At 60.0% G+C, this 25,894-nt stretch carries 15 protein-coding genes; 8 read left to right on the forward strand and 7 right to left on the reverse strand.

The features are described 5' to 3' along the window. Nucleotides 1–2: 2 nt before the first annotated feature. From ACIQUH_RS18095 to ACIQUH_RS18110, 4 genes are all read right to left on the reverse strand, one after another. On the reverse strand, nt 3–533 hold the full coding sequence (locus ACIQUH_RS18095) for a TRAP transporter small permease (RefSeq protein WP_149742027.1): 531 nt from the start codon (nt 531–533) through the stop codon (nt 3–5). Nucleotides 534–554: 21 nt separating this feature from the next. Next, the gene (locus ACIQUH_RS18100; RefSeq protein ID WP_400817485.1) at nt 555–1,715 is read right to left on the reverse strand and encodes a fumarylacetoacetate hydrolase family protein; all 1,161 of its coding nucleotides are present in this window, start codon (nt 1,713–1,715) and stop codon (nt 555–557) included. A gap of 201 nt (nt 1,716–1,916) precedes the next feature. Next, a complete protein-coding gene (locus ACIQUH_RS18105; protein ID WP_400817487.1) occupies nt 1,917–2,633 on the reverse strand; it encodes a FadR/GntR family transcriptional regulator in 717 nt (238 codons plus the stop codon). Nucleotides 2,634–2,750: 117 nt separating this feature from the next. Continuing rightward, nucleotides 2,751–4,196, reverse strand: a complete 1,446-nt coding sequence (locus ACIQUH_RS18110; RefSeq protein ID WP_400817489.1) for an FAD-binding oxidoreductase — start codon at nt 4,194–4,196, stop codon at nt 2,751–2,753. Nucleotides 4,197–4,396: 200 nt separating this feature from the next. Here ACIQUH_RS18110 and denD point away from each other — a divergent pair, with 200 nt between their 5' ends. The 4 genes from denD to ACIQUH_RS18130 all read left to right on the forward strand — a co-directional run bounded on the left by denD (nt 4,397) and on the right by ACIQUH_RS18130 (nt 9,176). Beyond that, nucleotides 4,397–5,383: a D-erythronate dehydrogenase gene (gene denD / locus ACIQUH_RS18115; protein ID WP_400817491.1), complete on the forward strand. Its 987-nt coding sequence runs from the start codon at nt 4,397–4,399 to the stop codon at nt 5,381–5,383. Next, the gene (locus tag ACIQUH_RS18120) at nt 5,380–6,282 is read left to right on the forward strand and encodes an NAD(P)-dependent oxidoreductase (RefSeq protein ID WP_400817493.1); all 903 of its coding nucleotides are present in this window, start codon (nt 5,380–5,382) and stop codon (nt 6,280–6,282) included. Before denD ends, ACIQUH_RS18120 begins: the two co-directional genes overlap by 4 nt. Before the next feature lie 9 nt (nt 6,283–6,291). Continuing rightward, entirely contained in the window at nt 6,292–8,076 is a 1,785-nt protein-coding gene (locus tag ACIQUH_RS18125; RefSeq protein ID WP_400817495.1) for an IlvD/Edd family dehydratase, read from the forward strand. A 125-nt stretch (nt 8,077–8,201) separates the two neighbouring features. After that, on the forward strand, nt 8,202–9,176 hold the full coding sequence (locus ACIQUH_RS18130; protein WP_400817497.1) for a threonine/serine dehydratase: 975 nt from the start codon (nt 8,202–8,204) through the stop codon (nt 9,174–9,176). A gap of 12 nt (nt 9,177–9,188) precedes the next feature. On the opposite strand, the gene ACIQUH_RS18135 is transcribed toward ACIQUH_RS18130, so the two are convergent. After that, the gene (locus ACIQUH_RS18135) at nt 9,189–10,292 is read right to left on the reverse strand and encodes an NAD(P)/FAD-dependent oxidoreductase (RefSeq protein ID WP_400817499.1); all 1,104 of its coding nucleotides are present in this window, start codon (nt 10,290–10,292) and stop codon (nt 9,189–9,191) included. A gap of 229 nt (nt 10,293–10,521) precedes the next feature. Here ACIQUH_RS18135 and ACIQUH_RS18140 point away from each other — a divergent pair, with 229 nt between their 5' ends. Continuing rightward, nucleotides 10,522–10,665, forward strand: coding sequence for a hypothetical protein (locus ACIQUH_RS18140; protein ID WP_003505150.1), 144 nt, complete (start codon nt 10,522–10,524; stop codon nt 10,663–10,665). A gap of 76 nt (nt 10,666–10,741) precedes the next feature. Here ACIQUH_RS18140 and ACIQUH_RS18145 read toward each other — a convergent pair whose 3' ends face one another. Continuing rightward, nucleotides 10,742–11,920 carry a M20 aminoacylase family protein gene (locus ACIQUH_RS18145; protein WP_400817501.1) on the reverse strand — a complete coding sequence of 393 codons (1,179 nt, stop codon included), beginning with the start codon at nt 11,918–11,920 and terminating at the stop codon, nt 10,742–10,744. 573 nt (nt 11,921–12,493) lie between these two features. Between ACIQUH_RS18145 and ACIQUH_RS18150 the strand changes: the two genes are divergently transcribed. After that, a complete protein-coding gene (locus ACIQUH_RS18150) occupies nt 12,494–20,989 on the forward strand; it encodes a GH36-type glycosyl hydrolase domain-containing protein (protein ID WP_400817503.1) in 8,496 nt (2,831 codons plus the stop codon). A gap of 824 nt (nt 20,990–21,813) precedes the next feature. On the opposite strand, the gene ACIQUH_RS18155 is transcribed toward ACIQUH_RS18150, so the two are convergent. Continuing rightward, on the reverse strand, nt 21,814–23,580 hold the full coding sequence (locus tag ACIQUH_RS18155; RefSeq protein ID WP_400817505.1) for a glucan ABC transporter ATP-binding protein/ permease: 1,767 nt from the start codon (nt 23,578–23,580) through the stop codon (nt 21,814–21,816). Between the two features lie 337 nt (nt 23,581–23,917). On the opposite strand from ACIQUH_RS18155, the gene ACIQUH_RS18160 reads away from it, so the two are divergent. After that, complete coding sequence (locus tag ACIQUH_RS18160; protein WP_400817507.1) at nt 23,918–24,655, forward strand: autoinducer binding domain-containing protein; 738 nt, start codon at nt 23,918–23,920, stop codon at nt 24,653–24,655. 106 nt (nt 24,656–24,761) lie between these two features. Continuing rightward, on the forward strand, nt 24,762–25,894 hold a 1,133-nt coding region (locus ACIQUH_RS18165; RefSeq protein WP_400817509.1), incomplete at its 3' end, for a biotin carboxylase N-terminal domain-containing protein.

Genomic DNA, 25,894 nt, shown 5'->3' on the forward strand with positions numbered 1-25,894 from the left:
TATCAGCGCTCCGAAAGCTGTTCGATCGTCAGGTTTTCGCCCGCGAACTGGGCGATTTCGTCCTCTGTCACGCGACCCGTCAAGTAACGGTACAGGCGCTCCAGTGCGATGATGAACATCAGACCGCCGGTGAACATGCCGACGCCATAGACCCAGATCATCGAAAGCTTGGTGACGGGCGCATGCATGCTGGCATTGATGCCGGACTGCTTCCAGGTTCCCCAGAAGAAGATGGCGGAACAGGCCAGGATGATGATGTTAGACACGATCATGCAGACGATGCGGGCGCGACGGGACAGGAACATCACGAGCGTTTCGATGCCCATGTGGCTGTTCTCGCGGAAGGTCAGCACGGCGCCGATGAAGGTCAGCCATACGAAGAAATAACGCGACAGTTCTTCCGAGACGTTGATGCCGGAATTCATCGTATAACGCATGACGACGTTGACGAAGACCATGATCGACATGCCGGCGAGCAGCAGGACGAGAATGATTTCGAGAATCCGGTAAAAGAGATTGATGGTCTTTTGCATTTTCCCCTCCCGAAGAAATATCTAGAGCAGCCCTCGTTTCGCCAGGTTGCGCATCAGGGCCGCGGTGCCGAATGTCCATTCCGGGCATTCGTCGGTCGTGGTGACCCAGTTGATCAGCTTACCGAGCTTGGGCGTGGAGATTTCGACACGGTCACCCTTTGAATGGGTGAAACCGAGACCTGGCCCATGGCGATCCTTCACCGGCGCGAACATCGTGCCAAGGAAAAAGACCGCGCCGTCAGGATATTGATGGTTACGATTCAAAAGCTGCGAAGCGAGGTTTTCCGGCGTGCGGCTGATCGCCTCCATGGGGCTGACGCCCGTCATGGTGAAACCGTCTTCGCCCTCGACCAGAAGCGAAATCTGCGACTTCTTCACATCTTCAATGGTGAAGTTGCCGTCGAACAGGCGGATGAAGGGACCGATCGCGCAGGATGCGTTATTGTCCTTCGCCTTGCTGAGCAGCAGGGCGGAACGGCCTTCGAAATCGCGCAGGTTGACGTCGTTGCCGAGCGTTGCGCCGACAATGCGGCCATCGGAGGCGATGGCCAGCACCACTTCCGGCTCCGGGTTGTTCCACTGCGATTTCGGGTGAACGCCGATCAAGGCGCCGCAGCCGATGGAGGCCATGGCCTGCGCCTTGGAGAATATCTCCGCATCCGGGCCGATGCCCACTTCCAGATATTGCGACCAGAGACCCATTTCCTGGAGCAGTTTCTTGACTTCAGCGGCTTTTTCGGAGCCGGCCTCAAGTCCCTTGAGGTTGTCACCGAGAACCGGGGCCAGTCGCCCGCGGATTTCCTGCGCGCGAAGCGGATCGCCCTTGGCCTGCTCTTCGATCACGCGTTCCAGCATGCTGTCGGCGAAGGTGACACCGGCGGCCTTCACGGCCTGGATGTCGTTGGGGGCAAGAAGTTCGCCGGCTGAACCGTCCAGAAACGCTTCCAGCGTGCCGAGTGCGACGAATGTGCCGGTCTCGGCAAGCTGTTCCACCAGATCCGTCTTTTCCAGAAGTTCGGACATGGTTGGGGAAAGCGAAGTGAGGTCATAGAGCACACCGTCCTTCAGCAGGACAGGGCAGGGACCGCCTTCGCTTTTCGACCAGACGCGACCGACGAGCAGCGCGTTTTCGAAATCTTCAGGCAAAATTGCGGTAGCGTCGATGGACCTTGTCCCGGTCATGTAATCCTCCCCTTCAGCACCCGACAGGCCGCCTCCTGCGGTCTTATTGTCTGGATGTCTGACAACCTAATCCCGTTCTTCTTAGTATGACTTTTGCTACGAGTCTAGCGGCTTCGCCGACAAAATTATCGTCTTTCGCGTCTCAATTCCCGGAAAGCCGTAAACCTGTCCTATAGCTTTACCCGCGTGCTCATTTGCCGCTCAGAAGATATCCAGTTCGAGATTGACCCGGCTTGCGGCGCCGATCAGGTGCTTGCGCATGGCGTTCTTGGCGGCACTGGCATCGGCCTTCTCGACAGCCTCGTAGATTGCCACATGTTCGGCGATCGTCACCTCGAGAATTTCACCAAAAACCGCACGCGAAAAAGCAATATTGATGGCGGAGCTGATGCGTTCAGCGATGAAGCCGAGGAACATCAGAAAATATTCGTTCTGCGTCGCTTCCGCCAGAATGCGGTGAAAGTCGAGATCGGCCGCAACGCCTTCCGTCGACCAGTCGTCGGCGGTTTTCATCTTTTCCAAAGCTGCCGCCAGCCGCGTCAGCTGCTGCGGGCTGCGATGCAGCGCGGCCAGACCCGCCGCCTCTATTTCCAGCGGCATGCGCAGCTGGAAAAGGTCGCGGAAATTTTCCGGGTCGTTCAGCCGGGACCGCTCGATGCGAATGGACAGTCTTTGCCGGGGATCGGTGACGAATGCGCCGACGCCCTGCCGGGTTTCGACAAAGCCTTCGTTGCGCAATTGCGCGATCGCTTCGCGGATGACCGAGCGGCTAACGCCGAAGGTTTTTGCCAGAACATGTTCGGTCGGAAGCCTGTCGCCCGGTCCGAGCTTCGAATCATTGATTTCGCGCGCAATCTCCGCGGCGATACGGCCCGGCAGATGGTCGTTGCGATGTATCTGATTGAACTCCAGCGTCATGATTGCTCCCGTTCCACAGAAACGATTGGTTCGTTTTCCCGCGACAGGCGACTTCCTCCTTCGCCGTCAGCGGGGCTTTCAAAGGCGGCGTTTTTAGCCGCCTTTGCCGTTCCTCGATTAGCTATCCGGTTGCAGGCTTATCTGGCAACCGGGATTCATCCGCAAATCAGGATCGAAGGCGTTTTTCAGACCCGTGATCATCCGGCGCTGCACATCAGATAGCCGGCTTTCGAAATCGGAGCGTTTCAGGCGGCCGATGCCGTGCTCGGCGCTGATGCTGCCGACATAGCGGTCGAGGACCTCGTTGACGAATGTCTTGGACTTATAGATGAAGGCTTCGCGCTCCTGCGGTGTCGAACCGTTTGGCGGCAGCACGTTGAGGTGGACGTTGCCGTCTCCGACATGGCCGTAGGAAACCGCGAGGCACTCCGGCAGTTTTTCCGCCAGTTCCGCCTCGGCTTCGGCCACGAAGGCCGCGAGTTTCGACAAAGGTACGGAAATATCGGTACGCATATGCGCACCGCGCAGTGCCTGGCCTTCATTCATACCTTCACGGAACAGCCACAGCGATTGCGCCTGCGCGCGCGAGGAAGCGATGACGCCATCCAGCACCAGCCCGTCTTCCATCACGCCCTCGAGGAAGCGTCCCATCAGGTCAGCCGTGTCCACCAGGCCGGAGCCTGAGATTTCCATCAGCACATAGGCCGGATAATCGCCGGCAATCGGCATCTTCAGATCGGGAATAGCCTCGATCGCCAGCGTGAAGGCGATCGGCGGCATGAATTCGAAGGCGGACATGAGATCGCAGCATTCGCGGCGGGCGCGGCGGTAAAGCTTGATGGCGTCATCGAGCGAATTGAGGCCAAGCAGGGCCGTCTCGACATGTTCGGGGTTAGGGTAAAGCTTGACGGCAACGGCGGTGATGATGCCGAGCGTTCCTTCCGCGCCGATGAAGAGCTGCTTCAGATCGATGCCGCGATTGTCCTTGCGCAGCGTCGACAGCCCGTTCCAGATGGTGCCATCCGGCAGCACCACTTCGAGACCCAGCACCAGTTCGCGGGTCATGCCATAACGCAGGACGTTGATGCCGCCGGCATTGGTGGAGACGTTGCCGCCGATGCGGCAGCTGCCCTGCGCGCCGAGCGACAGCGGGAAGAACATGCCCTTGTCCTCAACCGCATCCTTGAATTCCGAGAGAATGCAGCCGGCTTCCACGACGGCGGAAAAATCGTCGCCATCTATGGTGCGGATGGCATTCATGCGCTCGAGGCTTAATACGACCTGGTGCTTGGGCGCATCCGGAATGCCACCAAGCACCAGACCGGTATTGCCGCCCTGGGGGATGATGGCGAGGCCGAGTTCGGCGCAGGCCCGGACGGCGTCGGACACTTCCTTGGTCGAGCGGGGACGGATGACGGCCACGGCAGAACTGGTGACGTCGCCATGCCAGTCACGGCAATAGCGCAGCATGTCTTCCTGCGAAATCAGCAGCAAAGCCTCGCCCAGCTTGTTCTTCAGCGAGAACCGCAATTCCTCGATATCGTGTTCGCTCACGATCGTCATTTCACCCTCTCCGTCCAATCCGCCCTAAAGTGCCCGCGCAAGGGTTCATCGCCCTTGCTTTTGCCGATTTGTGAAAAAATACTATTTTCAACTCGATCATATAAGGTTATCAGACAACCTTACAAGCTAATTTATCGGTCGGTTGGCCGATGACGTTTTTTCGGTCTCGGGAGAATGACCGGGACAAAGAGGAGGAAGACATGCATATCGCAATCATCGGCGCCGCAGGCATGGTTGGCCGCAAGCTGACGCAGCGTCTCGTCAAGGATGGATCGCTCGGCGGCAAGCCGGTCGAGAAATTCACGCTTATCGACGTGTTCCAGCCTGAAGCGCCTGCCGGTTTTTCCGGCGCTGTCGATGCGCGCGCGGCCGATCTCTCCGCGCTGGGCGAGGCTGAAAAGCTGGTCGAAGCCCGTCCGGATGTCATCTTCCACCTTGCCGCCATCGTTTCCGGCGAAGCCGAACTCGATTTCGACAAAGGTTACCGCATCAATCTCGATGGCACGCGTTATCTCTTCGACGCCATCCGCATTGCCAACGGCAAGGACGGTTACAAGCCGCGCGTGGTCTTCACCTCGTCGATCGCCGTCTTCGGTGCGCCGCTCCCCTATCCGATCCCGGACGAGTTCCATACCACGCCGCTGACCAGCTATGGCACTCAGAAGGCGATCTGCGAATTGCTGCTATCCGACTACAGCCGTCGCGGTTTCTTTGACGGCATCGGCATTCGGCTGCCCACCATCTGCATTCGTCCCGGCAAGCCGAATGCGGCCGCCTCGGGCTTCTTCTCCAATATTCTGCGCGAGCCGCTGGTCGGTCAGGAAGCGGTTCTGCCAGTGCCGGAAAGCATTCGCCACTGGCATGCCTCGCCGCGTTCCGCCGTCGGCTTCCTCATCCATGGCGCGACGATCGATGTTGAAAAGGTCGGCCCGCGCCGCAACCTGTCTATGCCGGGCCTCAGCGCCACCGTCGGAGAGCAGATCGAGGCGCTGCGCAAGGTCGCTGGTGAAAAGGCCGTTGCCCTCATCCGCCGCGAGCCGAACGAGATGATCATGCGTATGTGCGAAGGTTGGGCCCCCGGTTTCGAAGCCAAGCGTGCGCGCGAACTGGGCTTTACGGCTGAAAGCTCGTTTGAAGACATCATTCAGGTTCATATCGAGGACGAACTGGGAGGTTCACTGAAATGAGCATCAGTGGGGAGGAGAAGAAGCGGTCTGTCGCATTTATCGGCACGGGCCTGATGGGTGGACCGATGGCCCGGCGCCTGCTGGGTGCCGGCTTTTCGGTCACAGTCTGGAACCGCAGCGCCGACAAGGCCGAAGCGCTTGTCGCCGATGGCGCGGTTGTCGCGGCATCGCCGGCGGAGGCCGCCAAGGGCGCCGATATCGTCATCACCATGCTGAGCGACGGCAAGGCCGTGGGCGAGGTGCTGTTCGAGGCCGGCGTGGCCGAAGTGCTGGCAAAGGGTGCGGTCGTCATCGACAGCAGCTCGATTGCGCCGCCGATTGCGCGTGAACATTCTTCGCGGCTTCAGGCGCTCGGCATTCATCACGTCGATGCGCCGGTGTCCGGCGGTGTGCCCGGCGCGACGGCCGGTACGCTCGCCATCATGGCCGGTGGTGACGAGGCGCTGATTTCGGGTCTTGCGGATGTCTTTGCGCCGATGGGCCGCCTCACCTATGTCGGCCCTTCGGGTGCGGGTCAGCTCTGCAAGCTCGCCAACCAGCAGATCGTCGCCATTACGATCGGCGCGGTTGCCGAGGCGATGATGCTGGTGGAAGCGGGCGGTGCGTCCCGTGAAGGTTTCCGCAACGCCATCCGTGGCGGTTTTGCCGAAAGCCGGATTCTGGAACTGCATGGCGAACGCATGGTGAAACGCAATTTTGCGCCGGGCGGCCCATCCAAGTTTCAGCTCAAGGATCTGAACGGCGTGCTGGCAATGGCGAAAGATATGGCTCTGACACTACCGCTGACCCAGCAGGTGACGCGGGAGTTCGACGACTTCGTTGGTGACGGTGGTGCCGATATCGACCATAGCGGCATCCTGCTTTACCTCGAAAAACTCAACAACCGGGAACAGGGCTGAGACGGGCTCATGAGCGACGAGAAGACACCCATGCGCCGCCTGCGGTCGCAGGACTGGTTCGACAATCCTGATCATCTCGACATGACGGCGCTCTATCTGGAGCGCTTCATGAATTACGGCGTCACGCCGGAAGAACTGCGTTCCGGCAAGCCGGTCATCGGCATCGCCCAGAGCGGCAGCGACCTGACGCCCTGCAACCGCGTCCATGTGGAATTGGTCAAGCGGGTGCGTGACGGCATCCGCGACGCAGGTGGCATTCCCATCGAGTTTCCGACCCATCCGATGTTCGAAAACTGCAAGCGCCCGACGGCGGCGCTCGACCGTAATCTTGCCTATCTCAGCCTCGTGGAAGTGCTTTACGGTTATCCGCTCGACGGTGTCGTTCTGACTACCGGCTGCGACAAGACCACGCCTTCGGCGCTGATGGCGGCAAGCACGGTCGATATTCCGGCCATTGTCCTTTCCGGCGGACCGATGCTCGACGGCTATCATGACGGCGATCTGGTCGGCTCCGGCACGGTGATCTGGCGGATGCGCCGCAAATACGGCGCCGGCGAAATCACCCGCGAGGAGTTTTTGCAGGCGGCGCTTGAATCCGCTCCTTCCGTCGGGCATTGCAACACCATGGGTACGGCTTCGACCATGAACGCCATGGCGGAGGCGCTCGGCATGTCGCTGACAGGTTGTGGTGCGATACCGGCCGCTTACCGTGAACGTGGCCAGATGGCCTATCGTACCGGCCGCCGCGCCGTCGAACTGGTTGTCGAGAACATCAAGCCTTCCGACATCATGACGCGCGCGGCGTTCCTGAACGCTATCCGCGTCAATTCTGCAATCGGCGGTTCGACCAACGCCCAACCGCATCTGGCCGCGATGGCCAAACATGCGGGCGTTGAACTTCGCGAGGAGGACTGGCAGGTCCACGGTTACGACATTCCGCTGCTGGCCAACGTTCAGCCGGCCGGCAAATGGCTGGGGGAGAAATATCACCGCGCTGGCGGCACGCCCGCCATCATGTGGGAGCTTCTGCAGGCCGGCAAGCTCGATGGAAACTGTCCGACCGTAACCGGCAAGACCATGGCGGAAAATCTGGAAGGGCGGGAATCGACCGACCGCGACGTGATCCTGTCCTATGACAAGCCGCTCAAGGAACGCGCCGGTTTCCTTGTTCTCAAGGGCAATCTGTTCGATTTCGCCATCATGAAGACGAGCGTGATCTCGGTGGAATTCCGCCAGCGTTATCTGAGCGAGCCGGGCCGCGAGGGCATTTTCGAGGGCAAATGCGTCGTCTTTGATGGTTCGGAAGACTATCACGCCCGCATCAACGATCCGTCCCTCGATATCGATGAGCGCACCATTCTCGTCATTCGCGGGGCGGGGCCGCTCGGCTGGCCGGGATCGGCTGAGGTCGTCAACATGCAGCCGCCGGATGCGCTGTTGAAAAAAGGCATCACCAGCCTGCCGACGATCGGCGACGGCCGGCAATCGGGAACGGCGGACAGCCCGTCGATCCTCAACGCCTCGCCGGAAAGTGCCGCAGGCGGCGGACTGGCATGGCTTCGCACGGGTGATGTGATCCGCATCGATTTCAATAGGGGTGAATGCAATGCGCTGGTGCCGGATGAGCAGCTTGCCGCCCGCAAGGCGGACGGCATTCCCGCCGTTCCCGCCGATGCGACGCCATGGCAGCGCATCTATCGCCAATCCGTGACCCAGCTTTCCGACGGCGCGGTTCTCGAAGGGGCCGCAGATTTCCGCCGGATCGCCGAGAAGATGCCCCGGCACAATCATTGATCACAGGTGACAAAAATCCCCGGCCACGTCCGGGGATTTTTATTTTCCGGACGGTTTCGCAATTGATTGCGACCTCCTAATGTACCCGCGAATCCGCGTTACATCCGCATTATCGAGGGCAGGGCATGACAGATATTTCGATGATAGAGGCCGCGCGTGAGCGCATCGGCAACCATGCGGTGCGGACACCCTTGCTGTCGTCACCTTTTCTGGACGACATTGCCGGGCGAAAGCTGTTCGTAAAGGCCGAGTGCCTGCAAAGAACGGGTTCCTTCAAGTTTCGCGGCGGCTGGTCGGCCGTCTCCGGCTTGCCGGCGGAGGTGCGCGCCAAGGGCGTGATCGCGTTTTCCTCCGGCAACCATGCCCAGGGCGTGGCGCTCGCCGCCCGCCTGCACGACGTTCCCGCCGTCATCATCATGCCGTCCGATGCGCCGAAAATTAAAATCGACAATACCCGGTCCTACGGGGCCGAGGTGGTGCTTTATAACCGGGCGAACGAAGATCGCGATGCCATCGGAGATCGCATTTCGCGCGAGCGGGGGCTGACGCTGATCAGGCCCTACGACGAACCGCTGGTCATTGCCGGGCAGGGCACGGTGGGGTTGGAGATTGCTGAACAGGGCGCGGCACTGGGTATCGATGCAGCCGAGGTTCTTGTGCCCTGTGGTGGTGGTGGCCTTACATCCGGCATCTCCCTTGCGCTTGCAGCGAAAGCGACGAACTATAAGGTCAGGACTTCAGAACCGGAACGGTTCGACGATGTGGCCCGCTCCCTTGCCTCGGGTAAGATCGAGCGTAACGCCACCACCTTGGGTTCGATCTGCGACGCGATCGTCACGCCACAGCCCGGCAACATCACCTTTCCGATCATGGCTCGGCTTTGCGGGAAAGGTGTTGCCGTGACCGAGGAGGAGGCGCTGCGGGCGATGGTTCTCGCCTTCAACCGGCTGAAGATCGTCGTCGAACCCGGTGGCGCGGTGGCTCTGGCGGCCGCCCTCTTCCACGGTGCTGAACTGGAGAGTGAAACGGTGATTGCTGTCGCCTCCGGCGGCAATGTCGATCCGGAGATCATGGCGGGCGCGCTGTCCCGTTTCGGCTGAGTGAGGTTGAGATCAGGCCTCGAGCCGTGCTGCGACCTCGTTGGCGATCGCCAGCGAGGCTGTCAGGCCGGGGCTTTCTATACCGAAGAGATTAACGAGGCCTGCGACGCGGTGCGTTTCCGGCCCGTCGATGCGGAAATCCATGGCCGGTTCGTCGGGACCGGAAATCTTCGGCCGGATGCCGGAATAGGCCGGGATCAGCGCATCATCGGGAAGGCCCGGCCAATAACGCCGTATCGCATCACCAAAACCCTCCATGCGGCGCGGATCGACAGCGTAATCGATGGTGTCCACCCACTCCACATCCGGCCCGAAACGGGCTTGGCCGGCAAGATCGAGCGTGAGATGCACGCCGAGGCCATGGGTGTGCGGCGCCGGGTAGATCAGCCGTGAAAAGGGCGACCTGCCAGCCAGCGAAAAATAGCTGCCCTTGGCGAAACGCGCCTGCGGGATACCATCCTCTGGCAATCCTTCGATCTTTCCTGCCAGCAACGGTGCAACAAGCCCGGCGCAGTTGACGAGCAGCCGGCATGTCAGGCTGGTAGGCTCGGCCCCGCCGACATGAACCAGAAAACCATTGCCCGTTGCTTCTGCCTTTTCGAAGGGTGCGTTGAGGGCAAGGGCTGCGCCATGATCCTGCGCGTCTCCAAGCAGCGCCAGCATATAAGCGTGGCTGTCGATAATACCGGTCGAGGGCGATATCAGGGCTGCGACGCAGGTGAGCGCGGGTTCGAGCAGGAGGGCCTGTCGTCCGTCGATCAGCTCAAGGTCGTTGCAGCCGTTTGCTTTGCCTTTTTCGCGCAGCGTGGCGAGCGTGGCCACCTCTTCATCGCTCGTGGCGACGATGAGTTTGCCGCAGCGGCGATGTAAAACGCCGTGACTTTGGCAGAAAGCATAGAGCCGCTCCTTGCCCTCCACGCAAAGTCGGGCCTTGAGGCTTCCCAGAGGATAATAGAGCCCGGCATGGATGACCTCGCTGTTGCGGGAGGAGGTGGCCGAGCCGAATTCCTTTTCGCTTTCGAGGATGATGACGGAGAGGCCACGCATCGCCAGTTCGCGCGCTGTTGCCAGCCCGATCACCCCGGCTCCGATGATGATGGCGTCGATATCCGTCATGGTCTTTTCCGTGCCTGCCATTGCTTTTGAACGGAAATGCCCGCCGCCGCGTTGATACCGAGCCATGGGTAGATTGATGCTTGCCGACGGGCAAGTCGCAATCCGTATTTTTCCCGATGCGCCGATCTTATGGAATTTTATCTCTACTGAAGCAGTGGGGAATAAAGCTATTCTACAAGTGAAATAAGCAATGCCCGTTTTGAAGGGCCGAGCAGGAAGGGAGTGTACAATGTCTTATTCCAAGGCAGGAAAAGTAAAAGACTTTGTCTCGCAGCCCCAGTCGCCGCGTAACTGGAAAGATTCGGTTCATGCGGCTCTTGTCGGCGTCTGTGTGGCTTTTGTCGCTGCCGTCATATTCGGTCTCGTTCCCTGATCCTCCCGATTTTCTCATCAGGTAATTTGAGAACAAAAGGCCGGTCGCTCCTCCGACCGGCCTTTTTCATGCCCATTCACGCCTTCAGGTAATCTTCTGCCAGATCGACCCAGAAAGCGGTTCCGATCGGCAGGATATCGTCGTTGAAATCGAATTTCGGATGGTGCAGCGGCGGGTCGTTTTCGGTGCGCGCGGTGCCGAGGAAGAAATAACAGCCGGGCCGTTTCTCCAGCATATAGGCGAAGTCTTCCGCACCCATCGACGGGCGCTGCATCTCGGCCACTTTTTCAGGTCCGGCAAAACGCCGGGCGAGATTGGCGACATAATCCGTTTCCGTCTTGTGGTTGACGGTTGCGTTATAACCGCGCTCGTAATCGATGGTGACGCTCATGCCGTAGCTGGCGGCCTGGCCTTCGGCTATCGCCCTGATGCGCCTTTCCAGTTCGTCGCGCACGCCCGGATCGAAGGAGCGGATGGTCAGCAGCATTTCCGCCGTCTCGGGAATGACGTTGCTGGCAGCGCCGGCATGGAACGCGCCAACGGTGACGACCGCCGACAATTGCGGATGGATGTTGCGGGAGACAACCGTTTGCAGCGCCATGATGATGCTTGCGCCGGCAACGATGGGATCGGCTGCGTCCTGCGGTTCGGCGCCGTGGCCGCCATAACCGTTGACGGTGATCTTGCATTCGTCGACAGCGGCAAGGATCGGCCCGTCGCGCAGTACGAATTGCCCGAAGGGCAGGCCGGGATCATTATGCAGGGCAAAGACCGCATCGCAGGCGAAGCGCTCGAACAGCCCGTCCTCGATCATGATGCGGGCGCCGCCGAAATTTTCTTCCGCCGGCTGGAAGATCAGATGCAGGGTTCCGTCGAAATTTTTGCGCTCAGCGATAATCTTCGCTGCGCCGAGCAGCATGGCGGTGTGGCCGTCATGGCCGCAGGCATGCATGACACCCTGATTGGCGCTCGCATAATCCGCCCCGGTTTCTTCATGGATCGGCAGGGCGTCTATGTCGGCGCGGATGCCGAGCGTGCGGGTGCTGTCACCATTGCTGAGCGTGGCGACGATACCGGTTCCGGCCAGCCCCCGCGTGACTTCGTAACCCATTGCTACTAACTGTTCGGCAATAAAATCCGAAGTCTTGAACTCCGAAAGGCCGATTTCGGGATTGCGGTGCAAGTGGCGACGAATGGCCACCACGTCAGGCATATGGTTGGCAAAGGATGCGAGATTTGCGGTCTGTCTGGTCATTTTCAAAGTCCCGGTTTCGGCCGTTTTTTCCGGCGCCTTTTGTAAATGACATAGCAGCATATGCAGCCATGCGTAAGGGGCGTAGCCTGCCTGGAAATGCCCCGAAATTCAGCGCTTGCATCGTGCCGCGACAGGTGGCATGGAACTATTGACGTCCTGGGGCATTAGCTTCTTTCGGATGTAGCGCGGGCCCTCTCGGTTCGTGTTGCCTTTCAGGTTGTCAACGGGGGATTATCGGACGTTGCGCGAACAATTTTCGCCGTCGGGGAGGGTGCGAAATCCGGTCGGAACGGCATTGCCGGGCCGCAGGACGCCATTTTCTTCCCCTTATCGAAAATACTCTGTCCATACCGATCCCGAGCGCCGCACATATCCTGGAATCATTACGCCGCAGGATGCCGTTCCTGCAGATATCCTGCGCTTGACGATCCGTTCCGCACAGCGCGTCCGGTTCACCGAAGGTTCAGGATAGGTCATAAATATAGCGTGGCCTGATTTTCGTGTGTGTTCCCGCCATGGACGAAATGCCGGTCAAGTCGAACAAGTCTCCATAAAGTTCAGAATACGAGCCCGATGTCATTTCATATCACCCCGACCGCCGCCGCCCGTGATTCCGAGACGAAGCAGATCGATCACAACGATTCGATCCGCGCGTCCTATATGACGATCGAGGAACTGCATGATGCCGGTGCCGCGCTATCCCGCGATGGTGCCGACAGCCTGCCCGGCTTCATGGAATTCGATTTCTTCGAGCGTCACCGCGAGAATGAGAAGGAAATCCTCAGGGTTTACCGCACGACGGCCGTCGATGCGGAAAACGGTGCAACGATTACGCCGGCGGCGGAATGGCTGCTCGACAATCATTACGTCATCGAAGAAGCGATCCAGGAAGTGCGGCGCGATTTTCCGCGCAAATTCTATCGCCAGTTGCCGACGATGACGGTGGGCGAAGTAACGATTCCGCGGGTCATGGCGCTCGGCTGGCTTTATGTCGCCCATACCCACAGCACGGTTTCGCGCGAAAACATGACGGCGCTGGTGGATGGCTACCAGACCTCGAAGACGCTGCAGATCGGCGAATTGTGGGCGCTGCCGTCGATCATCCGTTTTGTCCTCATCGAAAATCTGCGCCGCATCTCGATCCGCGTCGAGCGCTCGCGCCGCATGCGCCAGAAGGCGAATGAGGTGGTGGATGAGATCATTCGTCTGAACGATGCCGAAGCATCGGCCGCACTTCTCAAGCAGGTCGATTCGCTGGTCGACGATCCGACCTTTGCGACGCAGTTCCTTTATCGTCTCCGCAATGGCTCGCAGACATCGGGTTTTGCCGTTGCCTGGCTCGAAGAGCGTCTGCATGCCGCCGGCACCGACGCCGAAAACGTCATGATGTCCGAACATAATCGTCTGGCCTCCGGCAATGTGACGATGGGCAACATCGTCAAGAGCCTGCGTGAGATCGACGACACCGAATGGTCGGTGTGGTTCGAGGAAGTCAGCCATATCGACAAGGTCCTGCGCGAGGAAACCGATTACGAGATTCTCGATTTCGGTTCGCGCAACACCTATCGCAACACCATTGAGCTTCTGGCGCGCCGCTCGCCCAAGACTGAAGTGGAGGTGGCGCGTGCCGCCGTCGAGATGGCGCGGTCCGATCTGCCGGCAGGCGCTGACGAAAACCATCGCGTCAATGTCGGCTCGGTGCTCGTCGGTCAGCGCCGCTTCGAGCTTGAAAAGGCTCTGGGGTATCGTCCGCTCGCGTCGCAGCACATCGTCCGCTCCATGCGCAAATTCAACTGGCTCGCCATCGCCGCGCCAGTGCTTCTCATCACCGCGGTCGCGATGCTCGCGGTCGGCTGGTTCCTGGCAAAGGCGGGCATGCCCTGGTATGTCGTTACCGCCTTCCTGCTGATGTTCGCATTGCCGGCATCCGAAGGCGCGACCGGCCTCTTCAACACGCTCGTCACCTTCTTTGTGAAGCCGTTCCGGCTCGTCGGATACGAATTCAAGAACGGTATCCCTGAGGACGCCCGCACATTGGTCGCCGTGCCCTGCATGCTGACCAGCCGCGACAGCGTCGACGAGATGATGCGCAATATCGAGGTGCATTATCTCGCCAATCCGCATGGCGAGATCTATTTCTCGCTGGTGAGCGACTGGCGCGATGCGCAATATGAGCAGTCCGATGACGATATCGAGATTCTCGACTATGCCAAGCGCGAGCTTGCGGCGCTGAACAGCCGTTATGCGTTTGATGGCAAGACACGTTTCTACCTGCTGCATCGCCGCCGCATCTATAATTCGGCCGAAGGCTGCTGGATGGGCTGGGAGCGCAAGCGCGGCAAGCTGCATGAGCTGAACATGCTGCTGCGCGGCGACAAGGACACGACCTTCCTCGGCGGTGCGAATATCGTGCCGGCCGATGTCAAATATGTCATGACGCTCGATGCCGATACGCGCCTGATGCGCGACGCGGTCACCAAGCTCGTCGGCAAGATGCACCACCCGATCAACCGTCCCAAGATCGATCCGGAATCCGGTCGTGTCGTTGAAGGTTACGGCCTGTTGCAGCCGCGCGTTACGCCTTCGCTGACGACGGGCAAGGACGCCTCCGTGTTCCAGCGCGTCTTCTCGATCAATCGCGGCATCGATCCTTATGTCTTTACTGTTTCCGATGTCTATCAGGACCTGACCTCCGAAGGCACCTTCACCGGCAAGGGTCTCTATGACGTGGATGCCTTCGAGGCGGCGCTGAAGGGCCGGATCGAAGAGAATTCCATCCTCAGCCACGATCTGCTCGAAGGCTCTTTCGCACGCTGCGCGCTGGTGACCGATGTGGAACTGGTCGAGGATTTCCCGACCCGCTACGAGGTTGAAGTCTCGCGCCAGCACCGCTGGGCGCGTGGCGACTGGCAGCTGCTTCCCTTCATCCTTGACCGTGCCCGTGGCGTCACCGCCATCGGCCGCTGGAAGATGGTCGATAATCTACGTCGCTCTTTGACGCCGATTGCCTGGTTCTTCGCCTCGATCCTCGGCTGGTATTTCATGGATCCGCTGGGTGCTCTGATCTGGCAGATCCTGCTGATCTTCTCGCTGTTTGTCGCCCCCACGCTTTCACTGCTCTCCGGCCTCGTGCCGCGCTCCACCGACATCGTGCCGCAGGCGCATTTCCACACCATCTGGTCGGAAATCCGCGCCACCAATGCGCAGGTTGCGCTGCGCATCGTCTTCATTGCCGATGCCGCCTGCATGATGACGGACGCGATTGTCCGTTCCCTTTATCGCCTGCTCGTCAGCCACAAGCTGATGCTGGAATGGCGCACGGCCGCCAGCATGCAGTCGAGCGCACAGGGCAGCATCGTCGATTATTATCGCCAGATGTGGCATGCGCCCGTGGTGGCGATGCTCGGCCTGCTGTTTGCAGCGCTGCCGGGTGACAATGCCTTCCTGATCGGCATTCCCTTCACGCTGCTCTGGGTTCTGTCTCCGGCCGTCGCCTGGTATGTCAGCCAGTCGGCTGAAACCGAAGACCGGCTGTTCGTTTCCGAGCACGTTTCCTTCGAGCTGCGCAAGATCGCGCGCCGCACCTGGCGTTATTACGAGGCCTTTGTCACGCCGCAGGAAAACCACCTGCCGCCGGACAACTTCCAGGAAACGCCGGAGCCGATCGTCGCTTCGCGTACTTCGCCCACCAATATCGGCGTCTATCTGCTCTCCGTCATTTCGGCACGCCAGTTCGGCTGGATCAGCTTTGCCAATACGCTGGAGCGGATCGAAAATACGATCCAGACCGTCGAGAAGATGGAGAAGCATCGCGGCCATCTCTACAACTGGTATCATACTGACACCTTGCAGACGCTTGGCCCGCGCTATGTTTCGGCCGTGGACAGCGGCAATCTCGCCGGTCACCTGATTGCGGTTTCGTCCGCCTGCCGCGACTGGGCGGAAGCCCCTTCCGCCCATCTTCAGGGCAATCTCGACGGTATCGGCGACGTTGCCGGTATCCTGCGCGAAACGCTGAAGGCACTGCCCGACAACCGCAAGAACCTGCGCCCGCTGCATCGCCGTCTTGAAGAGCGCATCATCGGCTTCTCCAATGCGCTTGCCTCCGTCAAGCGCGAGCATGAATTCGCCTCGATCCGCGTCATCAATCTTGCGGTGCTGGCACGCGACATCCAGAAGCTCGCAACCAATGTCGATCACGAGGTGAAGTCCGCGCAGAGCGCGGAAGTGACCCGCTGGGCGCAATTGCTGGTGGAATCCTGCGAAGCGCATATTTCCGACAGCGCCATCGACCTCACCAATATGGAGCCGCTGCGCCAGCGTCTCGCATCGCTGCGCGACCGTAGCCGTAACCTCGCCTTCTCGATGGATTTCACCTTCCTTTACCGCAAGGATCGTCGTCTTCTGTCGATTGGTTACCGCGTCGAAAGCAAGGAGCTGGACGAGGCCTGCTACGACCTTCTGGCCTCCGAATGCCGCCTGACCAGCCTGTTTGCCATCGCCAAGGGCGATCTGCCGACTGAGCACTGGTACCGTCTCGGCCGCCAGGTCGTGCCGATCGGTGCGCAGGGCGCGCTGGTGTCGTGGTCGGGTTCGATGTTCGAATATCTGATGCCGCCGCTCGTCATGCAGGAGCGTCAGGGTGGCATTCTCAACCAGACCAACAATCTGATCGTCAAGGAACAGATGAACCACGGCCGCCGTCTCGGCACACCATGGGGCATTTCCGAAGCGGCGTTCAATGCCCGCGATCACAACATGAACTACCAGTATACCAACTTCGGTGTGCCGACGCTTGGCCTCAAGCGTGGCCTCGGCCAGAATGCGGTGATCGCGCCTTACGCGTCGATCCTCGCCAGCCAGTACGATCCTGACGGTGCGCTGGAGAACCTCGACAAGCTGCGTAAGCTTGGCGCGCTCGGCCAGTATGGTTTCCACGATGCGGTGGATTTTACCCCGACACGCGTGCCTGACGGCAAGGTCTGCGCGGTGGTCTATAACTATTATGCCCACCACCACGGCATGTCGATTGCGGCTGTCGCCAACGTCGCCTTTGATGGCGTGCTGCGCGAATTGTTCCACTCTGACCCGGTGATCGAGGCGGCCGAACTGCTGCTGCAGGAAAAGGCACCGCGCGAAGTTCCGGTCATGAGCGCCAAATACGAGCCGGAAACGCCCGGCAAGGAACAGGCCGACCTCCTGCGTGCGGAAGTACGCTCCATTGCCGATCCGGCCGTGCGCGACCGCGAAGTGGTGTTCCTTTCGAACGGCCATTATTCGACGATGCTCACCTCGACGGGTGCGGGTTATTCGAAGTGGAACGGACAGGCGATTTCCCGCTGGAAGGCGGATCCGACCGACGACCGGTGGGGCACCTTCATCTTCCTGCGCGACACCACCAATGGACAATGGTGGAGTGCGACCGCCGAGCCGCGTGTCATCGAAGGCGAAAAGACCAAGACGATCTTCACCGATGACAAGGCCGAGTTCCACAAGACTATCGGCGATCTGCAGAGCGTGGTCGAGTGCATCGTTGCCACCGAGCACGATGCCGAAGGCCGCCGCATCACCCTGCTGAACGTCGGTTCCGAGGACCGCTACATTGAAGTGACCTCCTATATGGAGCCGGTCATCGCGTCTGAGGATGATGACAACGCCCATCCGCTCTTCTCGCGCATGTTCGTGCAGACGGAAATCGGCCGCCGCGGTGACGTCATCCGCGCCTGGCGCAACCGTCGCAGCCCGAACGAGCCGGGCACCCTCATCGCGCATCTGGCCGCCGACAATGCTGGCCCGTCGCGCCCGACCGAATTCGAGACGGATCGCGCCAAGTTCATCGGCCGCGGGCGCTCGCTGCGCGAAGCGGCGGCATTCGATGCCGGTGCGACGCTCTCCAGCACCGACGGTTTCACGCTGGATCCGATCCTGTCGCTGCGCCGCACCGTGCGCGTGCCGGCGGGCAAGAAGGTGAGCGTGATCTTCTGGACGATTGCCGCCCCGAGCCGCGAGGAAGTCGACAAGGCGATCGACCGTTACCGTCATCCGGACGCTTTCGCCCATGAACTCGTGCATGCGTGGACACGCACGCAGGTGCAGATGCGCCATGTTGGCGTCACCTCGCAGCAGGCGGCCGCCTTCCAGCATCTCGGCCGCTATCTGACCTATCCCGACATGCATCTGCGTGCGGATTCGGAAACGCTGAAAACGGGCCTCGCCTCGCAGCGCGCGCTGTGGCCGCTTGCCATTTCGGGCGATTTCCCGATCTTCAGCCTGCGCATCAATGACGACATGGACATGGATATTGCTCGTGAGGCGCTGAGCGCCCACGAATATCTGCGTTCGCGCGGCGTGATCTTCGATCTCGTCATCGTCAACGAACGGGCTGCGTCCTATGCGCAGGACATGCAGCATGCGCTCGATCATATTTCCGAGACGCAACGCCGTATCAATCCTGCCGATGGTGGTCGCCCGCACGTCTTCTCCGTGCGCCGCGACCTGATGGACGAAGAGACATGGAGTGCGCTTCTCGCCGCTTCCCGTGTCGTCCTGCATGTGCGCAACGGCAAGATCGTCGACCAGATCAACCGCGCGGTCTCGCTGTTTGCGGCCAATCGCGGTCCTGACGGCACGTCTGATGCTGCGCAGGCCCGCCTGCCCGTGCCGACCTTCCCGGTTGCGGAGCCGGTCGAGGATGCGGGCGATCTCGATTTCTGGAACGGTTTCGGCGGCTTCGCCAGGAACGGTCAGGAATATGTGGTGCGCCTGAATGGCGGGCAATCCACGCCGCACCCATGGATCAACGTTATCTCGAACGAAAATTTCGGCTTCCATATTTCGGCCGAAGGTGCCGGTTTCAGCTGGAGCCGCAATTCGCGCGATTATCAGCTGACGCCCTGGACCAATGACCCGGTCATCAACCGGCCGGGTGAGGCCTTCTATGTCGCCGATGTGGAAACAGGAAAGCTCTATACGCCCTGTGCCGCGCTGTCGCGCGATCCCGAAGCCATGTTCGAAACCCGCCACGGTCTCGGTTATTCCATCCTGACCGGCGTGGCGGATACGCTTGAGGTTGAACTGACGCAGACCGTTGACCGTGAAAAGCCGGTCAAGTTCTCGCAGGTCATCGTTCGCAACAAGGGTTCGAAAAGCCGCCGTCTGAAGGTCTATGCCTATGTGGAGTGGGTGCTCGGCAATAACGGCCAGAAATCCGCGCCGTTCATCCTGAGCAGGCATGATGCGGGCAGCAACGCGATCTTCGCGTCGAACCCCTACAGCATCGATTATAGCGCCCGCACCTCGTTCCTGACACTTGACAGCGAGGCAAGCGGCTTTACCACCAGCCGCCGGGAATTCATCGGCCGCTTCGGTTCGGCACAGGCCCCGCAGGGCATCGTGTCCGGTGCGGCGCTCAGCGGCAGCACCGAGGTCGATGGCGATCCTTGCGCGGCACTGATGCAGGAAATCCACCTGAAGCCCGGCGAAGAACGGCACATGACCTTCATTCTCGGCGATGCCGACAATGCGGAAGAGGCCGAAGCGCTGGTGAAAGATGTTCGCCAGGCGGACTTCCTGTCGGTGCTGGAAGAAAGCAAGGCGTTCTGGACGGGCTTTACCGGCCAGTTGCAGGTTTCCACGCCCGATGCCGGCTTCAACCATATGGTCAACAACTGGCTGCCCTATCAGGCGCTGGCCTGCCGAATTCTGGCGCGCACGGCCTTTTACCAGTCGAGCGGCGCCTTCGGCTTCCGCGACCAGTTGCAGGATACGCTGGCCTTCCTGCTCTACCAGCCGGATCTCGCCCGCAAGCAGATCCTGCGCGCAGCAGGCCGCCAGTTCCCGGAAGGTGACGTGCAGCACTGGTGGTTGCCGCTGACGGGGGCCGGTGTTCGCACCACCATCTCGGACGATGTTGTCTGGCTTGCTTATGCGATCAACCAATATGTCTCGGCCACGGGCGACGCTGCCATCCTCGATGAAAGCATCCCCTTCCTGAAGGGCGCGGCATTGATGCCCGGACAGCATGACGCTTTCTTCCAGCCGGAGACCAGCGACAGATCTGCCACGCTTTACGAGCATGCCGCGCTGGCGCTCGATCTTGCCATTCATCGCACCGGCGAAAATGGCCTGCCGCTGATCCTCGGTGGTGACTGGAACGATGGCATGAACCGTGTCGGTGTCGGCGGCAAGGGCACCAGCGTCTGGCTGGGTTGGTTCCTTTCCGGAGCGTTGCGCGATTTCATCGAGATTGCGGAAAAGCGCGGCGATACCGACCGCGTCGGCAAATGGGCATCGCACCGGGAAAAGCTGCGCAATGCGCTGGAAACAGCGGGTTGGGATGGCAGTTATTACCGCCGTGGTTACTTCGATGACGGCACGCCGCTGGGTTCCGCCGAAAGCGAGGAATGCCGGATCGATTCGCTCGGCCAGAGCTGGAGTGTTCTTTCCGGTGAAGGCGAAGAGGCTCGGTCGCGGCAGGCAATGGATGCGGTCATGGAGCATCTGGTTGACGAGCAGACCGGCATTATCAGGCTCTTCACGCCGCCCTTCTCGCGTGCGCCGCATGATCCCGGCTACATCAAGGGATACCCGCCGGGTGTTCGCGAAAATGGCGGACAATATACCCATGCCGCGACCTGGGTGGTTCTCGCCCTTGCCAAGCAGGGCCGCAGCCAGGAAGCCTGGAACTGCTTCAAGCTGCTCAACCCGGTCAATCATGCGCTCGATGCGGCGGCGTCGGAAACCTATCGGGTCGAACCCTATGTGGTGACTGCGGATGTTTATGGTGGGGGTGCTTATGCGGGCCGTGGTGGCTGGAGCTGGTATACGGGTTCTGCCGGCTGGCTCTATCGCGCAGCGGTCGAGGGTATTCTCGGTATCACCCGCACCGACGGCAAGCTTCATATTTCGCCGTCGCTGCCGGAAGACTGGAGCGGTTTCTCGGTGAAGATCACGCTCGACGGGAAGGCAAGGGACATCGTCGTCAGCCGCAAGGCCGACACGGCGGAGGCCTCCATATCCGTTGATGGCAAGGTGCTGTCTGCGGATGATCGGGTGATCCCCTTCGACTGAGACGGCCACATCTCCTTTTACTTTTAAACTCAGGCTCCTGTGGTGACGCAGGGGCTTGAATTTTTATGGGGCTGGCTTTGCTTCCGCTTCAGCATGTCGGCCGGATCATAGTCTGGAAGCCCGGTCTCTTTCACATCCACAGGCCAAAAACCGACGACACCGAAAATGAGGTCATCTACGAAAGCCATGATGACGCGGACGGGTTGTCCGGTAGAGCGTTTCCGGTAAAAGTGCGAAGCGGTTTTACGTCCGGAAAATGCGGGAAAACAAAGCGCTAGAGCAGGCCAAACGATTCCGTTTAAGCAGGACGTACGATACCGTCAGCCTCTTGGGGCAGAAGCAGCAGTTGCGAGTGATCCATTTCTGACGATGGGCGACGGCATTCTGTTATCTATGGTCGGTTTCGGGAATCGCTCCCAGGGCTCTGGCGTGATCTCTGCGCGTTTCGCGATATTTTTCCAGTAGATCGAAAAGGGAGTTCCCTTGCAATTCAGCGCATCTGTCACAGAATCGGCACTGTTGGTGGTGCTCACCGTTCTTTCCCTGGCGTTGTCCTGTTGATTGGCGCGCTACCCCCGGAGAACGAGCGTCGGAATCACGCTTGGCGTGGTTCTCGGAGTTTTCTTGATCAACCTCACAGCAGGTCTTGTTGCCTTTCTGGGAAATGCCTTCCCATTCGGGCAGATTGATTTTTGGCTGGCAGGTTCTTTGACCAAAATTCTCCGATAGCGATCCATGGTTTGGCGCGATCGTCGGGAAGCGGACAAAGAAAAAGGGCGGACAACATGCTGTCCGCCCTTGTCTCTATTCCGGTTGCCCAAGCCTCAGGAGGCAATGGCCTTTGGCCGGGGCTGCTGGCCTTCGTCTTCGGTCAGCAGGCCGCTGGTGCGCAGCAGCGAGGTGAAGCGTCCACCGCGCTGGCTCAACTCATCGAAAGTGCCCTTCTCGATGACCCGCCCCTGATCGAGGAACAGGACCAGATCCGCATCGCGGACAGTCGACAGGCGGTGAGCGATGATGAAGGTCGTGCGGTTCTTTCTCAGTGCATCCACGGCCGCCTTCACGCGGGCTTCGGTTTCCACGTCCAGCGCGCTGGTCGCTTCGTCGAGAACCAGAATGGGGGCATTCTTCAGGATAGCGCGGGCAATGGCGATACGCTGACGCTCGCCGCCGGACAGGCGGTTGCCACGCTCGCCCACCTGGGTCAGGTAGCCGTTGATGCGGCTGTCGATGAAATCCGTTGCCGCGGCCGCAGCTGCTGCCTCCACCACTTCCGCATCGGTGGCCGATTCACGGCCGAGGCGGATGTTTTCGCGGATGGAGCGGTTCAGCAGGCCGGCATCTTGGAACACCGTCGCGATGGAATTGCGAAGCGAGTTTTTCGTGACCGTCGAAATATCGGTTCCATCGATCAGGATCTGGCCGGAATCGGGATCGTAAACGCGTTGCAACAGGTTGATGAGCGTGGTTTTGCCGGCACCCGTCGGTCCGACGATCGCAACGGTCTCGCCGGCCTTGGCCGTGAACGAGACGTCGTGAACGCCCTGTTTGGTGTTGGCGAAACCGAAATTGATGTTGCGGAACTCCACGGTGCCGGAGACATTCGACAATTCGCGGGCATCGCCCGGCTCTTCCCGTTCCTTGACGGAATCTTCCAGCACGAAGAAATCCTCGAGCTTAGCGCGGGCTTCGAAAATCTGCGTCACAAATTGGCGCATCTGGTCCAGACGGCCGATCAGGAGATTGGCGAAACCGATGAAGGCGATGACATCACCGACGCGCAATTCGCCGTTCTTGACGAGCACGGTGCCGATGACGAGGATGATCATCATCGAAACGGTGGAGGCCGTGCGGTTCAGGGCACTGGCGAAGGCCCACCAGTCGAGCACCGGATATTGGGCGCTCAGCAGTTTTTCGGTGAAAGATTTCAGCGCCTTGGTTTCGGCTTCGATGCGGTTGTAGCTGTGCAGCACCGAAACGTTGCTGATGGAATCGCTGACATGGGCAAAAACGCTGTGATAGTGCTCTTCAACCGAGGCCTGGCCGTCCTTGGTACGGCCCATCACCCATTTACCGATGAACCAGTAGACGATGCCGAGGCCGATCAGAACGAAGCTGAGGCGCAGGTCCATGGACATGGCGGTCGGGACGAGCAGCACCAGCGCGACGAAGGTGGCGAGATGCGTGCGCATGAATTCCAGCCAGAGGCCGAACAGCGTTTCACTGGCGCGCAGCAGCGTGTGCAGGGCGTTGGATGTGCCGCGCTGATGGTGCCAGGAGAGCGGCATTGAGATGATGCGCCCGAAGGCTTCCGTCAGCAGCGAGGCGCGCCGGCCATGGGCCAGACGATCGGCCTCGCGGGCGACGGCCACATAAGCCACGGTGTTGAAGACACCGAAGCCCGCCCAGAGAATGAGAATAGGCGTGACATTGGTGCCGGAAGAGATGGCGTCGATGATCCGGCCGAACAGCACCGGTTCGGCGATGGTGATCGCTGCAAGAATGACGTTGGCGATGACGACCACCGTCACCCGCCATTTATGTACGGTCAGATAGCGCAGAGCGCGTGTGTAAACCTGAAACAAGGTCAAATTTTCAATCCAGTCCGAGCGTCTTTTCAAGCGGTTTATCGTTCGGTCTCAACGCCATGCTACTTTAGCAAGGTTGCATGAGACGGCGAATTTTGTGTAATTATCGCTCTTTCTGTCTGAATGGCGGCTTAACAGATTGACCGCGCGTGCGAACCGAAAAAACCGAACCCGATGTTTCCCGGGATCTGCCGTCACAAGATTTCGCATCTTCGTTTCAGGGATTGCTAACGACGATATGTTCAATCTCAACCGACCGGCGCCCGAGTAACATGACGTCATCGCGGGACCATGTCCTTCGTGTCATTCCCTTCAAGCCAAGCCCGGACCCCGTGTCTTTATGCATGATATTCTTCACTTCATCTCTGCGTGTTACCAGGCGGGAAGCGCCGACCGCGTTCGCTCCGAATTTGCAACGCTTATTCGCGAATACGGTTTCGAATATTTTCTCGTCAGCAGGCGGATGACCGGGGAGCTCGCCTCCACCGGCCAGATTCTCGCACAGCATCTGCCCGAAGGGTGGCTGGAGGTCTACAGGGCCAAAAAATACAATCTCGTCGATCCCGTCCGCAAGGTGATCGGCATGGTGCACAAGCCGTTTCAGTGGAAGGAAGCGCTGGAGGGCCTGCCGCGTGCGATGCATCGCAAAAGGGCGAGCGTCTTTTTCCACGATGCCGGCCGATACGGTCTGCAGGGTGGTTACGCCTTTCCCGTGCACGGCCGTGCGGGCTTTATCGGTGCGGTCTTCATCGGCGGCCAGGACCGGCAATTGCCCTCCTTGCAGGTGGAGCTGCTCGATGCGGCGACGCGCGCCGTATTCTGGCGCCTGCTCGATCTTTCCGGGCAGGCCCATGGCTTCAGCAACACCCCTGACGTTTCCGCTCTCGAGCTCACGAGGCGCGAAATGGAGGTGCTGACGCTGATGGCGGACGGCATGACCTCCACCGAAATTGGACGTCAGCTATCGATCTCCAACCACACGGTCGACTGGTATATCAACGGAATCCAGCGCCGTTTCAGCGCCAAGAACCGGCAGCATACCGTCGCACTTGCTTTTCGTCATGGTTTGCTGAGCTAGCGCAAACAGGACAGTTCTCGCCGGAATTGCCCTTTCCAAGACCGGGTTTTGCTGCTTAATTCCGCAGTGCAGCAGAAATTTTGTTTTGGCGTGTGGGGAGACCGTCTTGAAGATATCGAAAATACTTGTTGCCAACCGATCCGAAATAGCGATCCGCGTTTTCCGGGCAGCGAACGAGCTTGGGATAAAAACCGTTGCGATTTGGGCGGAAGAGGACAAGCTGTCTTTGCACCGCTTCAAGGCGGACGAGTCCTATCAGGTGGGCAGGGGTCCGCATCTTGCCAAGGATATGGGGCCGATCGAGAGTTATCTTTCGATCGAGGAGGTTATCCGTGTGGCGAAGCTCTCCGGGGCGGATGCGATCCATCCCGGTTACGGTCTTCTGTCCGAAAGTCCCGAATTCGTCGAGGCCTGCAACAAGGCCGGCATCACCTTCATCGGACCGACGGCCGATACGATGCGCCAGCTCGGCAACAAGGTGGCTGCCCGTAATCTGGCGATTTCGGTCGATGTCCCCGTTGTTCCCGCCACCGATCCGCTGCCGGACGATATTGCGGAAGTGGAGCGCATGGCCGAGGAAATCGGCTATCCCGTCATGCTGAAGGCCTCCTGGGGCGGCGGCGGTCGCGGCATGCGCGCCATCCGCAAAAAGGAAGATCTCGCCCGTGAGGTGACGGAAGCCAAGCGCGAGGCGAAGGCCGCCTTCGGCAAGGACGAAGTCTATCTCGAAAAGCTCGTCGAGCGCGCCCGCCACGTCGAGAGCCAGGTGCTCGGCGATACGCATGGCAATGTCGTGCATCTGTTCGAGCGCGATTGTTCGATCCAGCGGCGTAACCAGAAGGTGGTCGAGCGTGCGCCTGCACCGTATCTGTCGGAAGCGCAGCGCCAGGAACTGGCCGCCTATTCCCTGAAGATCGCTGCCGCGACCAATTATATCGGCGCCGGCACGGTCGAATATCTGATGGATGCCGATACCGGCAAATTCTACTTCATCGAGGTCAATCCGCGCATCCAGGTGGAACATACCGTCACCGAAGTCGTGACCGGTATCGATATCGTCAAGGCGCAGATCCATATTCTCGAAGGGGCTGCGATCGGCACGGCGGAATCCGGCGTTCCGAAACAGGAAGATATCCGCCTCAATGGCCATGCACTGCAGTGCCGCATCACCACGGAAGACCCGGAACACAACTTCATTCCGGATTATGGCCGCATCACCGCCTATCGTTCGGCTTCGGG

The organism is Agrobacterium sp. NPDC090283, assembly GCF_044769685.1.
GTDB lineage: Bacteria > Pseudomonadota > Alphaproteobacteria > Rhizobiales > Rhizobiaceae > Agrobacterium.